Annotated in this window: 13 protein-coding genes; 8 read left to right on the top strand and 5 right to left on the bottom strand. The window is 70.4% G+C overall.

The window, feature by feature from the left end; all coding sequences use genetic code 11:
• The first annotated feature begins 95 nt into the window (after nucleotides 1–95).
• Nucleotides 96–1,571 carry a S8 family peptidase gene (locus AC1DV7_RS02650; protein WP_477594312.1) on the top strand — a complete coding sequence of 492 codons (1,476 nt, stop codon included), beginning with the start codon at nucleotides 96–98 and terminating at the stop codon, nucleotides 1,569–1,571.
• 44 nt (nucleotides 1,572–1,615) lie between these two features.
• Here AC1DV7_RS02650 and AC1DV7_RS02645 read toward each other — a convergent pair whose 3' ends face one another.
• On the bottom strand, nucleotides 1,616–2,140 hold the full coding sequence (locus AC1DV7_RS02645) for a pyridoxamine 5'-phosphate oxidase family protein (protein WP_477594310.1): 525 nt from the start codon (nucleotides 2,138–2,140) through the stop codon (nucleotides 1,616–1,618).
• 74 nt (nucleotides 2,141–2,214) lie between these two features.
• Entirely contained in the window at nucleotides 2,215–3,024 is an 810-nt protein-coding gene (locus AC1DV7_RS02640) for an LLM class flavin-dependent oxidoreductase (RefSeq protein ID WP_477594308.1), read from the bottom strand.
• 205 nt (nucleotides 3,025–3,229) lie between these two features.
• On the opposite strand from AC1DV7_RS02640, the gene AC1DV7_RS02635 reads away from it, so the two are divergent.
• Together AC1DV7_RS02635 and AC1DV7_RS02630 are read left to right on the top strand one after the other, a co-directional pair.
• A complete protein-coding gene (locus tag AC1DV7_RS02635; RefSeq protein ID WP_477594306.1) occupies nucleotides 3,230–4,234 on the top strand; it encodes a hypothetical protein in 1,005 nt (334 codons plus the stop codon).
• 139 nt (nucleotides 4,235–4,373) lie between these two features.
• On the top strand, nucleotides 4,374–7,319 hold the full coding sequence (locus tag AC1DV7_RS02630) for a hypothetical protein (protein WP_477594304.1): 2,946 nt from the start codon (nucleotides 4,374–4,376) through the stop codon (nucleotides 7,317–7,319).
• Between the two features lie 43 nt (nucleotides 7,320–7,362).
• On the opposite strand, the gene corA is transcribed toward AC1DV7_RS02630, so the two are convergent.
• On the bottom strand, nucleotides 7,363–8,343 hold the full coding sequence (gene corA / locus AC1DV7_RS02625) for a magnesium/cobalt transporter CorA (RefSeq protein WP_477594303.1): 981 nt from the start codon (nucleotides 8,341–8,343) through the stop codon (nucleotides 7,363–7,365).
• A gap of 58 nt (nucleotides 8,344–8,401) precedes the next feature.
• Here corA and AC1DV7_RS02620 point away from each other — a divergent pair, with 58 nt between their 5' ends.
• Genes AC1DV7_RS02620 through mshC form a run of 4 tightly spaced genes read left to right on the top strand, consistent with a single transcriptional unit; the run spans nucleotide 8,402 to nucleotide 11,834 of the window.
• On the top strand, nucleotides 8,402–9,166 hold the full coding sequence (locus tag AC1DV7_RS02620; RefSeq protein WP_477594301.1) for an MSMEG_4193 family putative phosphomutase: 765 nt from the start codon (nucleotides 8,402–8,404) through the stop codon (nucleotides 9,164–9,166).
• A gap of 10 nt (nucleotides 9,167–9,176) precedes the next feature.
• Nucleotides 9,177–9,719, top strand: coding sequence for a DUF3090 domain-containing protein (locus AC1DV7_RS02615; protein ID WP_477594299.1), 543 nt, complete (start codon nucleotides 9,177–9,179; stop codon nucleotides 9,717–9,719).
• Nucleotides 9,720–9,772: 53 nt separating this feature from the next.
• The gene (locus AC1DV7_RS02610; RefSeq protein WP_477594297.1) at nucleotides 9,773–10,561 is read left to right on the top strand and encodes an SCO1664 family protein; all 789 of its coding nucleotides are present in this window, start codon (nucleotides 9,773–9,775) and stop codon (nucleotides 10,559–10,561) included.
• A 22-nt stretch (nucleotides 10,562–10,583) separates the two neighbouring features.
• The gene (gene mshC / locus AC1DV7_RS02605) at nucleotides 10,584–11,834 is read left to right on the top strand and encodes a cysteine--1-D-myo-inosityl 2-amino-2-deoxy-alpha-D-glucopyranoside ligase (RefSeq protein ID WP_477594295.1); all 1,251 of its coding nucleotides are present in this window, start codon (nucleotides 10,584–10,586) and stop codon (nucleotides 11,832–11,834) included.
• 208 nt (nucleotides 11,835–12,042) lie between these two features.
• Here mshC and AC1DV7_RS02600 read toward each other — a convergent pair whose 3' ends face one another.
• Complete coding sequence (locus tag AC1DV7_RS02600; RefSeq protein ID WP_477594293.1) at nucleotides 12,043–12,894, bottom strand: PAC2 family protein; 852 nt, start codon at nucleotides 12,892–12,894, stop codon at nucleotides 12,043–12,045.
• A gap of 150 nt (nucleotides 12,895–13,044) precedes the next feature.
• Between AC1DV7_RS02600 and AC1DV7_RS02595 the strand changes: the two genes are divergently transcribed.
• Nucleotides 13,045–13,755: an HAD family hydrolase gene (locus AC1DV7_RS02595; protein WP_477594291.1), complete on the top strand. Its 711-nt coding sequence runs from the start codon at nucleotides 13,045–13,047 to the stop codon at nucleotides 13,753–13,755.
• Here the strand turns inward: AC1DV7_RS02595 and AC1DV7_RS02590 are convergent.
• Entirely contained in the window at nucleotides 13,731–14,576 is an 846-nt protein-coding gene (locus AC1DV7_RS02590; RefSeq protein WP_477594289.1) for a RecB family exonuclease, read from the bottom strand. The genes AC1DV7_RS02595 and AC1DV7_RS02590 overlap by 25 nt on opposite strands.
• Nucleotides 14,577–14,583: the final 7 nt, after the last annotated feature.

The following is a 14,583-nucleotide window of genomic DNA, read 5'->3' as shown; positions in this document are numbered from 1 at the left end:
AAGACGGATGCTCGACGGTCAGCCGGACAGCTAGGTTCGCGTGAGCGGGCGTCGTCGCCTGGGCAGGGGCACCTCTCCTTCCTCAGGAGGTTGTCTTGAAGTCCGTTTCTCGCAAGGCACTCGCGGCATCGGCAGGCGTGGCCGTCGGTGTCGCCATCGGGCTCGGCGGCCTGGTCCCCGCCACCGCCGGAGCCACCGGGTCGGCCACCACCTATCTCGTCCTCGCTCCCGAGGGTTCGACCGCCAAGGCGGAGGCCAGGGTTGCCGCGGCGGGTGGGAACGTCGTCGCGAGCTACAGGCAGATCGGCGTGCTGGTCGTCCGATCGAACAGCGCCGGGTTCGCGACGTCGGTCCGGGGCAGCGGCGTCCAGGCCGTGGCGCCGACCACCGGGCTCGGCACGGCGCTGGACGACGACGCGACCATCGCGACCGTGAGCTCTGCCGCCCAGGATGCGACGGGCAACCCGGCAGGCGAGCCACTGTGGGGCCTGCAGTGGGACATGCCACAGATCGCCCTCGCCCAGGCGCAGGCCGTCACCACGGGCAGCCCTGACGTCGTGGTGGGCGTGCTCGACAGCGGCATCTCCAGCACCCACCCGGACCTGGCGACCCAGATCGACCAGACCAGGAGCGCCTCCTGTCTGGGTGGTGTCCCGGACACCAGCGTGGCCGCGTGGAATCCCACCACGTCCGACCACGGCACCCACGTCGCCGGCACGATCGCCGCCGCCCTCAACGGCATCGGCGTGGCGGGCGTCGCGCCGGGAGTGAAGGTCGCCTCGGTCAAGGTCGTCGACGACGCGGGGTTCATCTACCCGGAGGCCGCGATCTGCGGCTACCTCTGGGCTGCCGACCACGGTCTGCGGATCACCAACAACAGCTACTTCATCGACCCGTGGGAGTTCAACTGCCGCAACGACGCCCGGCAGCGTCCGATCTGGCAGGCCGTCCAACGGGCACTGCGCTACTCGCAGAGCAAGGGCGTCCTCACCGTCGCCTCCGCTGGCAACTCCAACGTCGACCTGCAGCACACGTTCATCGATGCCACCAGTCCCGACGACGGCAGCCTGCCGGTGGAGACCCGTGAGATCAACGGGGCCTGCCTCGACCTGCCCACAGAGGCGCCTGGTGTCGTGACGGTGTCCGCGGTGGGCACGCAGCGGCTGAAGAGCTACTACTCGTCATACGGCGCTGGAGTCGTGGACGTCAGCGCTCCCGGTGGTGACACCCGGCAACCGAACCCGGCCGTCTCGACGATCGCCAACGCGATCCTGTCGACGACGTACAACACCGGCACCGGCACCAACGGCTGGGGCTACAAGCAGGGCACGTCGATGGCCAGCCCGCACGCGGCGGGTGTGGCGGCGCTGATCCTGTCGCAGCACCCGGGCATGTCCCCGGGCGCCTTGGCAGCCGCACTGCAGAACACCTCCGTGCCCCTCGCCTGTCCGCCGGGGATCTACGACCCGCGTCCCGGTCTGGACCAGTACAAGGCGACCTGTACCGGTGGCGCGCGCAACGGGTTCTATGGTGCAGGGGAGGTGAACGCCCTCAACGCGGTCAACAACTGAGTCGGTCCCGCCAGGTGGCTCCGCCTCGTGGGCCACCTGGCAGCTCAGAACTGGAAGCGGGTCAGGCCGCCGGGCTCCGTGGTCATGACCACGGTGGCCGACCGGGGGACGATCCGATAGACGCCCCAGGGCGGCGGTCCCAGCGACGGTGCGTTGAACGGGGCCGTGATCCCCGTGCCCTGCTCGTCAGGCTCGGCCGGCCACCCGCTGTCGGCCCACGCCTTCGCGATGCGTGCCACCACGTCGCGGTCGGTCACCCGGGTGGCCTCACCTTCGACCACCACGTCCGCGTCGCGGATCGACACGGCCACCGAACACCGCGGATCCCGCGCCACGTTGCGGCACTTGCGCGTGCCTGCGCCGGTCTGGAACCAGAACGTGCCGTCCACCCAGATGGCCCCGACGGCGGTCACGTGGGGGCTGCCGTCCTCGTTGACGGTGCACAACCACGTGGACCGCGTGTTCGCGGCGTCGGGGGCCGGCCCCGTACCCGCGTCGAGCGTCGCCACCACGGCGGACCAGTCCACCGGCGGCAACCCATCCGCTTCCCCGAGGTTGATCGTCCGCATCCACCCAACGTACCTGTCCTGCCTGCCTCGGCAACCCCCTCGCGGGTGGGGGAGTCGGGCTGGGTGGACGCTGTCTAGGCGCCAGCCAGCCGGGCCACCACAGGGCCCAGCACCTCGGCGAAGTCGGCGCCGAAGACGAAGTACGAGTACCCGATCTCCTCGCGCCGTCGCTGGATCTCCTCGATGGCCGCCGCCGGGTCGTCGGGGAGGATGGCGAGCGAGTCCAGCTCCCGCAGCGCGGCCGGATCGGTGTCGCGCGCGGATGCCATGAACGGGGCGACCCGGTCGCCCACGACGGGGACGTGAAGGGCGAGCTCGACGTCGCGCCTCGCGAGGAGCTCGCGAGCCATCCCGGTCACTCGGCTGCGGGTGTCACCCGCGAACGCCGCGAAGGTGACGGTGTCGGCGACGTCGACGGCCAGCGCCTGGGCCTTCGGCCCCCGCACCGCCATCACCACCGGCGTGTGCAGGTCGGGGCCGTCCAGTTCCCTGAGCGCGGCGACGGTCTCACGGACCTCGGCCAGCCGCTCTTCCCGTGGGACGACCGGTAGCCCGAGGGCGCGGACATCGTCCTCGATCCCGGGCCGCCCGGTGCCGATGCCCATCTCGAAGCGGCCTTCGGTGAGCACCGACAGGGAGTGCGCCTCCCACGCAGTGCTCCGCGCGGGCCGCAGTGGGGAGGCGTACACCCAGGTGCCGACCCGCAGGTCCGTGTCGGACGCCGCCAGCGCGAGGGTCGGCGCGGGCGCCGGCTGCCACAGCGGTACGTCGGGCATCAGCAGCGTCGAGTAGCCGAGGTCTGCGATACGGCGCACCCTGTCCCGCCACGTGGGCAGGTCAGTCATCACCGGGGCCACGACCCCGAACCGAAACGGTCTGGTCATCTCTGCTCCATCTCCCGCGCTGTCGCCCCTTTCCATCCCAGTCTGACGCGCCATCCACGGCAACACCGTGAAGGCATCCCACGAGGCACAAGCCTGAGGAGGCGTTCGCACTAGTACGTTTGCTGCTGTTTGGATCGACTCCCACGCGCTGTGCTTGGCGGAAGGTGCGATCGTCGTCGCGGGGGCCCGACGGAGGGGAGCGGTCATGAACGAGAAGGACCAGGCGCGGATCACCGGGATCACGCACCGGTACGTCCGGTGGCTGATGATCCTGCTGCCGCTGCTGCTGCTCGTCGTGTCGGTGGGAACGGGACTCAGGAAGGGCGAGTTCGAGACCTCGATCAGCGCCTACTACGGCGGTCCGGTGCGCGACATCCTGGTCGGCACGCTCGTCGGGACGGCGGCCTGCCTCGTTGCCTACCAGGGGGTGGGACTGCTCGAGGACTACGCGCTGAACGGGGCAGGCTTCTATGCGGTCTTCGTCGCCCTTCTTCCCAACAACTTCGCCGGGATCATGGCCGACCTGCGGGCCAAGCCCACGCCGGACGGGGTGAGCGCAGAGGACTACGGCGACTTCCTGCGAATCGCCTTGCCCGCAGTCGTGTTGCTGTGCGTCGTGCTCTTCCTCCGGGAGCTGGGCACGGGCAACCTCACGCAGCTCTTCGGCGCCGAGGGGATCGGGACCGCGTCCAAGGTCCTCACGCGGGTTCTCGTGGTCGTGACGGCCCTGTTCCTCGCGGGCTTCCTGACGCTGGCGATGGTGCAGCTCTGGCGTGGGCCGGCCGACCAGATCACGATGGAGGGCATCACCGTGGGCGGCGTGCACGCCACGGTCCACTTCCTTGCCGCGGTCTTGCTGATCGCCTCACTGGGCGTGGCCGTCCTGACGAACACCTGGCCGTTCTTCGGGCTGAACAGCGCGCTCTGGAAGTCGGGTCGCGGCTACTACCTGGTGATCCTCCTGCTGATGACGGTGGGCCTGCTGGTGCCATGGCTGATCTCGAAGGCCGTCGCGCCCGACCACCTCGTGCTCCTGGTGGAGTGGTGGGAGATCGGGCTGTTCACCGCCTTCTGGATCCTGGAGACCCGACGGATCGACCACGCGACCACGCTGGAACCAGCCCAGCCCGGGCCGCTCAACGAGCCCCAGCGCGTCCCCGAACCTGCTGCCGATCCAGTCCCGGAGCAGGTGGCCGTCGCGCCCCAGTGACCCATCTTCGGCTCAGTGCCGCAGGAAGTGGAGCATGGCAGCGCAGCCGCGCGGTTCTGCGAACGCCGGACAAACTCTGCTGGCGTCATCATCATGGGAGGCAGCGGGGTTCCCTGCGGGTTCGGCTGAGGGGGAGAGCATGGTCGCGGTCGGTCGAGCGAGCTGGAGGCGTATCGGGAAGGCGTCGACGCTGATCCTGCTTCTCCTCATGGTGATCGGCGCTGCTGCCGCTCTCGGGCGGATCGACGTCGCGTTGTCGGGCGCGAACCGACCGTCGTCTGAGGTCGATGTGGTGGTCGCCACGGGCGGCATCGGTGACATCGCGTCGCCCGCACGACTGTGGGATCCGGCACGGTCTGGGGAAGTGGTCGCCGGATGGGTGGCATTCGACGACGTCGCGAAGGCTGTTCCCGGTCTCGTGCAGACTTCCCAGCTGCGGTGGACCTACCTCGTCCTCGACCTCGTCCTCATGTTCTGTCTAGCGGCACTTCTCGCCGGTACTCGCTTCGCCCTGCTTGGAGCCGTGGGCGAGTCGCCCTCCACCGGCCCTGGTGGAGCGGAGACACGCCTGGCCGTCGTGACCAGCTCCACGTTAGCCATCGGGATCTACCTCGGTGCGGACCTCCTGGAAACCCTACTGGCCACCCTCGTGGTCCCTGAGCATTCCGCATCCCACGGCTTGAGCCGCACGGTGGGATTCCTCGCCCTCACCAAGTTCCTCGCGCTGGGGATCGCGGTGGTGGCACTCCTGACGGGGGTTCGTCGTGACAGGCCTGTCACCGCCGCAGCATCGTCCGGTGTGTCCTGGTTGTCCGCGCTGCGTGGTCAGCTCCTGATCACTGCCCTGCTCCTGGGCCTGCTGGTTGGCCTCTCCGGGGACCTGGGGAGGCAGATCGACGATGTCCTGGTCGTCGCGGGGGACAGGGTCCTACCCGCCGTGGTTGCCAGCGCACTGATGGTGACGACGTGCTTGGCGGTGCACCTGGGGGGCAGGTCGTGCCTGATTGCCTACCGTGCGACTCCCAGGGTTCGCGCCGTGAGCGTTTCCAGCCTCGTCAGGGCGGCAGGCGCAGCAGTCGTCGTCGGGGTGATCTCGTTCAGCTTCCTTCGGTGGAGTGAGGCCGTGACGTGGTCGCTCATCATTCCCGCGGGCGCCGTGGGTTTGTGGGCGCTGCTGTCAGGGCCCAGGGCGGTTCGGGACTGCGTGCGACGGGCCTCGGATGAAGTCGGGGTCGGGGTCGGCGCGCTGCGCATGCTGGCGGTCCTGACGACCCTTCCCGCAGTCGCCCTCTACATCGCAGTGGTTCGCGCCGCGACGTCTCAGGGGACGAGTGGGTCGATCCAGCTGATCATGATCGGGTGGTCCGTCGCGGCCTTGGTCTTCGCGTGGCGTCTTGCGTTGTGGACGATGAAGTGGGCCGGGACCAGCTCGCGTGCGCTGCAGGGACCCAAACCGACGGTAGCGCTGGCAGCCTTCGTCCTCGTTGTGAGCTTCCTCCTGACCGTCATCGCCGGGCTGCAGTCGTCAGAGGAGATGTGGCTGTGGGCTGGGACGCCAGCCGTGGTGTTCCTCTGTGCAACCCTGCTCGCACTGGGTGTCGCAGCGCTCGTCGTCCTTTCTGACAGCGTCGCTCCGCGGGGCGCCCTCGCACTCGTGGGCTTCCGACGCACCCCATTCCTCACACTGGTCGCCATCTGGGGTCTGCTCGCGAGCGTTGTCGACACTCAGGGGTTGTACTACGACGCCCGCACCACGCACGAGACAGCCGCGATGGAGTCACCGCAGGTCGCGTTTGAACGATGGGCAACCCGGATGGCAAGCAGGGATGCGACGAAACCTGAACCTGCCGACGGACCCCCACAGGTGCCGTTGGTCTTCGTGGCGTCGGCCGGCGGTGGCATCCGTTCCGCCTACTGGACCGCACGCACGTGGGAGTGCGCGGTCGGCGTCGCGTGCGGGAGCACTGAGGACCACACGTCGCGCGTGTTCTTCGCCTCCGGTGTGTCAGGTGGTGCGGTGGGGCTGGCCCAGGTTCGCGCGCGTCAGATGGACCCAGGTGCGAGCTCCGGTAGTGAGTGGGTCGACACCGCGATGAGCGCTGACTTCTTGGCGCCCTCGGTCGCAGCCTTCCTCTTCCGCGACCTTCCGAACTCGGTGGCCCGCCTACCCCTTCCCAGCGGGGATCGGGCGGCATCGCTCGAGCGCGCGTTCGAGGCCAGCCAGTCCGGCCTCGAGGCTGACTTCTTCGGCCAGGGGTCGACGTTCCCGATCCTGTCGTTCAGCGCCACCAGCGTCGAGGATGGGTGTCGGCTGGCGGTCTCCACCGTGCAGCAGGCAGCTGACACCGGCGAGACCAACTGCTCTGGCCCCGCGACGGCCCTTCCTGACGCGAACGGACCAGGAAGCTTCCCGGTGCGCGATGCGGGCGACTACCTGTGTGACGGCAATGGCCGGAGCTCCTCCATCCGGCTCTCGACCGCCGCCTTCCTCTCGGCGCGTTTCCCCTACGTCGCACCGAGCGGTGGGCTGCGGCAGTGCGGCGACGACGGAGCCGTCACCTCGGCGTTGGACGGTGGCGTCTTCGACAACTCGGCTGGAGCAGCTGTGACCCGCTCCTGGCAAGCCGTCGCGCAGCACGTTCGCAAGCACAACAGGAGCAGAGGCAAGGCGCCTTGCATCGTTCCTCGTCTGCTTGTCATCGACAGCCACTACACCTCTGGGGTCGCGCACAAGAGCAGCAAACGCACCCTGCAGGGCCTTGGTCCCGCGGTGGCCCTGGGCAACGTCTACGAAGAGCGGAGCAGCCGCGCGCTCGCCCAAGCCACCCGGGTCATCCGCGATGCAGCTATCAAGGAGGGCAAGGTGTGTCGCCTAGCCATCGACGGCTCCAGCGCGGTTGCCCAGGTCTATCCCGACACGACGTCCGGGCCGCAAGGCCCCCTGGGATGGACCCTGTCGCAGTCATCGAGAACAGACCTCACGGCCCAGGTGCTCGATGCCTGCGATGTCCACGACCGGCACAACTGTGTAGCGGTCCGTAGGGTGCAAGCCTGGTTCGCCGCCTTCGAACCCCCGAAGGGGTAAGCCGGTCTCGCGTCGTTGAGTCGGTGCCGCGACGATCGTGCCCTCAGAGCCAGCCGGACTTGCGGAAAGCGCGGTACAGCCCCATGCAGGCGAGCGCCATGATGCCGACCACGATGAAGTAGCCGTAGTGCCAGCGCAGCTCTGGCATGTTGTCGAAGTTCATCCCGTAGATGCCGGCGATCATCGTCGGCACCGCGGCGATCGCGACCCACGCCGAGATCTTGCGCATGTCGCTGTTCTGCTGGACCGAGATCTGCGCCAGGTGGGCGTTGAGGATGTCGGTGAGCAGCCGGTCATAGGACTCCACGTGGTCGATGACGCGCAGCAGGTGGTCGGCCACGTCGCGGAAGAGCAGGCGAACCTCCTTCTGCGGCAACGGAGACCGCGACCCGTCGTGCAGCATCCGAAGGGGCGCGGCGAGCGGCGCGGCCGCTCGGCGGAACTCCAGCACCTCGCGCTTGAGCTTGTAGATGGTCGCCGAGCTGACGGTGTTCGCGCCGCGGAACACCGACTGCTCGATGTCCTCGAGGTCGTTCTGCAGCTCGGCGTCGATGCTCACGTAGTTGTCGACGATCGAGTCCATCACGGCGTGCAGGACCGCGATCTCGCCGTGCCGCAGCAGCGCAGGGTCGCCCTCGAGGCGGGACCGCACGCCGGCCAGGGGGCTCGCCTCGCCGTAGCGAACGGTCACGACGAACCGGTCACCGACGAACATCATGACCTCGCCGGTCTCGACGTCGGACGTCTCCTCGATGTACCGCAACGTCTTCAGTACGACGAAGATCGTGTTGTCGAACAGCTCGACCTTCGGTCGTTGGTGCCCCTTGACCGCGTCCTCGACCGCGAGCGGGTGGAGCTGCAGCTCGTCGTTGACGAGGTCGAACTCGGCCTCGGTCGGGTCCTTGAGGCCGATCCACAGGAAGTCGTTGGAGTCGCCCCCTGCCCGCAGCTCGTCGAGGGCGTCACTGAGGTCGCCGCAGGGCTTGCGCACGCCGTCGCGGTAGATGGCCTGGTCCACGATCACGGGGCTACTCCACCACGTCGACCGCCCCGGTGCGACCGCCGCGCCGTAGAGTTCCGACGTGCCCACCTGCCTGCTCGTCCGCCATGGCCACTCGAGCGCCAACGGCGACGGTGTCCTCGCCGGCCGGCTGCCCGGCATACGGCTCACGGAGCGAGGGGTCGAGCAGGCGAACGCCCTCGCGGCCCGGTTCGTCGGGGCGCCCGTGGTGCGGGTCGTGAGCAGCCCACTGGAACGCTGCACGGACACCGCGGCGCCGATCGCCGCCGCAGTGGGCCAGCCCGTCGAGGAGGACGCCGCCCTCGTCGAGTGCGGGTATGGCGCGTGGACCGGCCGCTCGCTGCGCGACCTCGTCAAGGACCCCCWGTGGGCCACGGTGCAGGACGACCCCGAGGCGGCGCGGTTCCCGGACCACCCTGACCATGTCGCCGAGAGTCTGCGGGAGATGGCTGACCGCGTGGTCAAGGCCATCCGCGCGATCGACGCCGAGGTCGCGGCCCAGCACGGTGAGCGCGCCCTGTGGGTCGCGGTGACCCACGGGGACCTCGTCAAGGCGGTGCTCGCCGACGCCACGGGCAGCGGGCTGGCACGGTTCCAGAGCTACACGGCCGACCCCGGCTCGGTGTCCGTCGTCCGGTATGGCGGCCGCCACACCTTTCTGTTGGCCGCCAACGACCTTGCCCTCGACCTCGCGCGGTTCACGCCGCCGCCTGGCGACGGCTCGGCCGACGGTGACGATCATGGTCCGCACGACGACGCGGTGGTCGGTGGGGGCGCCGGTGAACCCACCAGCGCGGCGCCCGGCGCGGCCCGCGCAGCGGGTTAGGCTTTCGACCATGTCGGTGAACGAGTTCGACCCACCCGACCGGTTCGTCGCGGGCACCGTCGGGCCCCCCGGGCAGCGCACCTTCTTCCTGCAGGCCAGCGCCGGTCGCCGGTTGCTCAGTGTCTCCTTGGAGAAGCAGCAGGTGGCCGTCCTGGCCGACCGGATCAACGACCTGCTCGACAGCTATGCGGGCGGGGATGGCGGCGACCTCGCGGCCGTCGAGGCTGTCGACAACGCGCCCCTCGACACCCCGATCGAGGACGAGTTCCGGGTCAACACGCTCAGCCTGGCGTGGGACGAGTCGCGCGACGTCATCGTCATCGAGTGCCTCGACCGCGACCCCGACGCGGAGCCCGGCAGTGAGGGCGTCGACGTCGCACTGGCCCCCGAACCACGCAGCGTCCGGGTGGTGCTGCCCCCAGCGCGGGCCCGGGCCTTCGCCCGTCGCGCCCAGACGATCGTCTCCGCGGGCCGGCCCCCGTGCCCGTTCTGCGGTGGGCCGCTCGAACCCGAGGGCCACATCTGCCCGCGTGCGAACGGCTACAAGCGCTGAGCAGCCCACCCGGGGGTGACCTCGAGGCCCTGGCGACCGGTGAGATCGCCCTGGTGGGCCGGATTGCGGACGCGTCCAATGCGGCCTTCCTCGCCACCGTCGCGGACACCGGTGCCGGCGACGACGACGATGCCGCCGGGGGCGACGGCGCCCGGCGGCGCCTGGCGATCTGGAAACCCGTGGCGGGCGAGCGACCGCTGTGGGACTTCCCCGACGGCACGCTGGCACAGCGTGAGGTGGCTGCGCACCTCATCTCGGCGACCGGCGGCTGGGACATCGTGCCGCCGACGGTGCTGCGGGAGGGCCCGCTCGGCCTGGGCTCGCTGCAGCTGTGGGTGGGGGACCCCGAGGTGGCGCCCGAGTACGTCGTCGACGTGGTCGCCCCCGACCGGGTGCCGGACGGGTGGCTCCCCGTGCTGCAGGGTGAGGGCGACGACGGCCGGCCCGTCGTCGTGGTCCACGAGGACTCGCCCGCGGTGCGCTCCGTGGCCGTCTTCGACGCGGTCCTCAACAACTCCGACCGCAAGGGCTCGCACCTGGTCCGTGACGGTGACCGGCTGCGCGGCTTCGACCACGGCGTCAGCCTCCACACCGACGACAAGCTGCGCACCGTCTTCTGGGGATTCGCCGGTCAGTCGCTGGAGCCCGCCGACACCGCGCGGCTCGACCGTCTCGCACTGGTCCTGGCCGACCAGGAGTCGGCTTTCGCGGTCGAGCTGGCGACCCTGATCACTCGCGCCGAGGTGGCCGCGCTCACGGCGCGGGTGCGCGCCCTGCGTGCCCACCCGGCATACCCGCGGCCCTCCGGGCAGTGGCCCGCCATCCCGTGGCCGCCCCTGTGAGGCTGCCCCGTAGGCTGCGCACGTGATCTCCTGGCCCACGCCTTTCATCCCCGAAGTGCCCGGCACGGGCCACCCGCCACAGGTCTTCGACACGAGCACCGGCTCGGTTCGCGCGCTGACGCCGGGTCCGACCGCGCGGATGTACGTCTGCGGCATCACCCCGTACGACGCCACCCACATGGGTCACGCGGCCACGTACGTCACCTTCGACGTGCTCGGGCGGGCCCTGCGCGACGCCGGGCACGAGGTCAGCTACGTGCAGAACATCACCGACGTCGACGACCCGCTGCTCGAGCGGGCGCAGCGTGACGGCGTGGCCTGGCAGGACCTGGCGGCGCGCGAGATCGCCCTGTTCCGCGAGGACATGACCGCGCTGGCGGTCATCCCGCCCGACCACTACGTCGGTGTCGTCGAGAGCATCGACCCCGTGGGTGCCGCCGTGCGCGCCCTGGTCGAGYGGGGCGCAGCCTACGAGGTGGAGACCCCCGAGTCCGCCGCCGGCAACGACCTCTACCTCGACCTGTCGGTCGAGCCCGGCTTCGGGTCCGTGTCCAACTGGACCCGTGACCAGATGATGGCCGTGTATGCCGACCGCGGCGGCGACCCGGACCGCGCCGGCAAGCGCGACGCCCTGGACCCGCTCCTGTGGCGGGCAGCCCGCGACGGTGAACCCCACTGGTCGGTCGACGGCCTGCCCGACGGCCGGCCCGGCTGGCACGTCGAGTGCACGGCCATCGCGCTGGACCACCTCGGGATGGCCTTCGACGTCCAGGGCGGCGGGACCGACCTCGTCTTCCCGCACCACGAGATGAGCGGCACGCAGGCCGTGGCCCTCACGGGGGAGCGCCCGTTCGCCCGGCTGTACGCGCACCAGGCGATGGTGGGCCTGCACGGCGAGAAGATGAGCAAGTCCAAGGGCAACCTCGTCCTCGTCTCGAAGCTGCGGGCCGACGGCGTCGACCCGATGGCCATCCGGCTCGTCCTGCTCGACCACCACTACCGGACCGAGTGGTCGTGGACCGACGACGTCCTGGTCGTCGCCCAGCGCCGCCTGGAGACGTGGCGTTCAGCCCTCTCCGTCAACGAGGGCCCCGACGCCGACGAGACCCTGGCGGCGATCCGGTCAGCCGTCGCCGACGACCTCGACACCCCGGCGGCCCTGGCGGCCGTCGACGCCTGGGCCACCACCTGCCTCCACCGCGGCGGCTCCGACAACACCGCGCCGGGAGTCCTGGCCCGCGCCCTGGACGCCATCCTCGGCATCAGGATCTAGCCAAGCGTCCGTCCGGGCAGGTCACGTCCGGGCAGGGGCACCGAAGTGGGCGGGGAGACCACGTGAGGGCAGGGGCACCGAAGGGGGCGCGCAGGACCGTAAAACGAGCCTGCGAGAGGTCCAAGCGCCCCCTTCGGGGTCTCTGACCGCCCCATGCGGGCGGAGGCCCGTGGCGGAGGCCCGTGGCGGAGGCCTGGGGCGGAGGACCTTAGCCCGGACCTTCCTGGCCACGGCGCCGCAGGTAGCGCTCGAACTCGCGGGCGATGGCGTCGCCGCTGGCCTCGGGGAGGTCGGCGGTGTCCTGCGCCTCCTCGAGTGACTGGACGTACTCGGCCACCTCGTCGTCGGTGTCGGCCAGCTCGTTGATGCCGCGCTCCCACGCCTTGGCGCCGTCGGTGAGGTCGCCGTGGGGGATGGGGGAGTCGAGCAGCTCCTCGAGGCGCGAGATGAGCGCCAGGGTCGCCTTGGGCGAGGGGGAGTGACCGGCGTAGTGCGGCACGGCGGCCCAGCACGAGATCGACTCCAGCCCGGACTGCGACGCGGCGTCGGCGAGGACCCCGACGATGCCGGTCGGTCCCTCGTAGCGGCTCGGCTCGAGGTCGTAGCGGTGCAGGACGTCCTCGTCGTCCGACGTCGCCGTCACCGGGATGGGCCGGGTGTGGGCCACGTCGGCCATGAGCGCCCCGAGGGTGAAGACCGTCGTCGCCCCGACCTGCTGGGCGAACTCCATCAGCTCGATCGTGAACGCGCGCCAACGGAAGCTCGGCTCGATGCCCTGGATGAGGATGACGTCCCGGTCGAGCCCGGAACTGGTCGCGACGAGGATCCGCGTCGTGCGCCAGTGGATCCGCCGACGACCGTCGTCGAGGACCACGCGGGGGCGGTTGACCTGGAAGTCGTAGTACTCCTCGGGGTCCAGGGCGGCGATGGCATCGGCGTCCCACACGTCGATGAGGTGGTCGACCGCCGCGGTGGCGGCCTCGCCGGCGTCGTTCCAGCCCTCGAACGCGGCGATGACGACCGGGTTGTTCAGCTCTGGGACGTCCTCGAGCTCGATCACGCAGGACTCCTCGCTGGCCGGTGGTGCGTCGGTGGGGCAGGACGGTGTGGTGCTGGGTCTTGCTGGTGTCGGCGCCTCGGGAGACGCCGTCCAGCCCTACCCTACGCAGCCGACGCGGGCGACCGTCGGAGGCTGCGTAGGCTGGTCCCCGTGACTGCCGCACCTGACCTGCCCGCTGCCGTTCTGTGGGACATGGACGGCACCCTCGTCGACACCGAGCCGTACTGGATCAGCGCCGAGCACGCGATCGTCGAGGAGGCCGGGGGCGTCTGGAGCGACGAGTACGCCCACCAGCTCGTGGGGAACGACCTCATGGTGTCCGCGCAGTTCATCAAGGACCACTCGCCCGTCGAGCTCGAGCCGGTCGAGATCATCGAGGAGCTCCTCGTCCGCGTCATCGCGCAGGTCCGCGAGCACGTGCCGTGGCGTCCCGGTGCCGTCGAGCTGCTCACCGCCCTGGGCGAGGCCGGTGTGCCGAGCGCCCTGGTGACCATGTCGTGGCGGTCACTGGCCGAAGCGGTCGTGGCCGCCCTGCCCGAGGGCACCTTCACCGCTGTCGTCACCGGCGACGAGGTCGAGCACGGCAAGCCGCACCCCGAGCCCTACCTGGCTGCAGCCCGGACGCTCGGCGTCGAGGTGGGCGACTGCGTCGCCATCGAGGACTCGCCCACCGGGGTGCGGTCGGCAGTCGCCGCGGGGGTGCGGACCCTGGCGGTGCCCCACGTCGTGCCCGTCCCGCTCACCACGGGCGCCGTACAGGTGCCCAGCCTCCAGGGGCTGCGACCGCAGGACCTCGTGACGATCTTCGACGGCGCGCGTCAGGCCACGCCGGTCGGTCAGTCGTCGGCCGGCACGACCTGACCAGAGCTGCCGGGGTCGAGGGCCAGCAGGGCTGCGTTCTCGGGCAGCGGCGGGGGGGTGCCGCCCCATGCCGGGCAGAACTGGCGGTAGTCGCACCAGTCGCACAGCTTGGAGGTCTTGGGGCGCCAGTCGCCGGTCTCGGCGGCTCGCTCGATGGCTGACCACACGGCCTTGAGGTTGCGCTCGAGGCTGAGCAGGTCGTGCTCGTCGGGGGAGTAGCGCACCACCTCGCCGTTGCCGAGGTAGACGAGCTGGAGCAGCCGCGGGATCTCACCACGCAGCCGCCAAAGCACCAGCGCGTAGAACTTCATCTGGAACAGCGCCTTGCCCTCGAACAGCTCGGAGGGCGAGCGCCCCGTCTTGTAGTCGACGACTCGCATGGCCCCGTCGGGAGCGACGTCGAGGCGGTCGACGTACCCGCGCAGCACCAGCCCGTCGACGTCGGTCTCGACGTAGAGCTCGCGCTCCGACGGCTCGAGCCGGGTGGGGTCCTCGAGGGTGAACCACGTCTCGATCAGGGCCTGGGCGTCGGAGAACCACGTGGCCTCGGTCAGCCGCTCGTCGCCGGCGATCATCTCGGCGAGCTCAGGCTCCTCGTCGACCAGCGCCTGCCACTGAGGCGCGAGCAGCGACTCGGCGGCGGCGGGGGTGCGCTCGGAGGCCGGCAGGTCGAACAACCGCTCGAGCACCGCGTGGACGAGCGTGCCCCGGGCCGCGGCGGGGCTCGGTGGCGAGGGCAGCTTGTCGACCGCGCGGAACCGGTAGAGCAGTGGGCACTGCTTGAAGTCCGATGCGCGGCTCGGCGACAGGGCGGGAACCATGGAGCCA

The sequence above is a fragment of the Pedococcus sp. P2_E4 genome (assembly GCF_056403935.1).
This window is presented reverse-complemented; position numbering and strand designations above follow the sequence as displayed.

Bases quoted from the DNA above. Each gene is read 5' to 3' on its own strand.
- AC1DV7_RS02630 (WP_477594304.1), top strand. From the start codon at position 4,374: ATGGTCGCGGTCGGTCGAGCGAGCTGGAGGCGTATCGGGAAGGCGTCG.
- AC1DV7_RS02635 (WP_477594306.1), top strand. From the start codon at position 3,230: ATGAACGAGAAGGACCAGGCGCGGATCACCGGGATCACGCACCGGTAC.
- AC1DV7_RS02615 (WP_477594299.1), top strand. From the start codon at position 9,177: ATGTCGGTGAACGAGTTCGACCCACCCGACCGGTTCGTCGCGGGCACC.
- AC1DV7_RS02590 (WP_477594289.1), bottom strand. From the start codon at position 14,576: ATGGTTCCCGCCCTGTCGCCGAGCCGCGCATCGGACTTCAAGCAGTGC.
- AC1DV7_RS02640 (WP_477594308.1), bottom strand. From the start codon at position 3,024: ATGACCAGACCGTTTCGGTTCGGGGTCGTGGCCCCGGTGATGACTGAC.
- AC1DV7_RS02645 (WP_477594310.1), bottom strand. From the start codon at position 2,140: ATGCGGACGATCAACCTCGGGGAAGCGGATGGGTTGCCGCCGGTGGAC.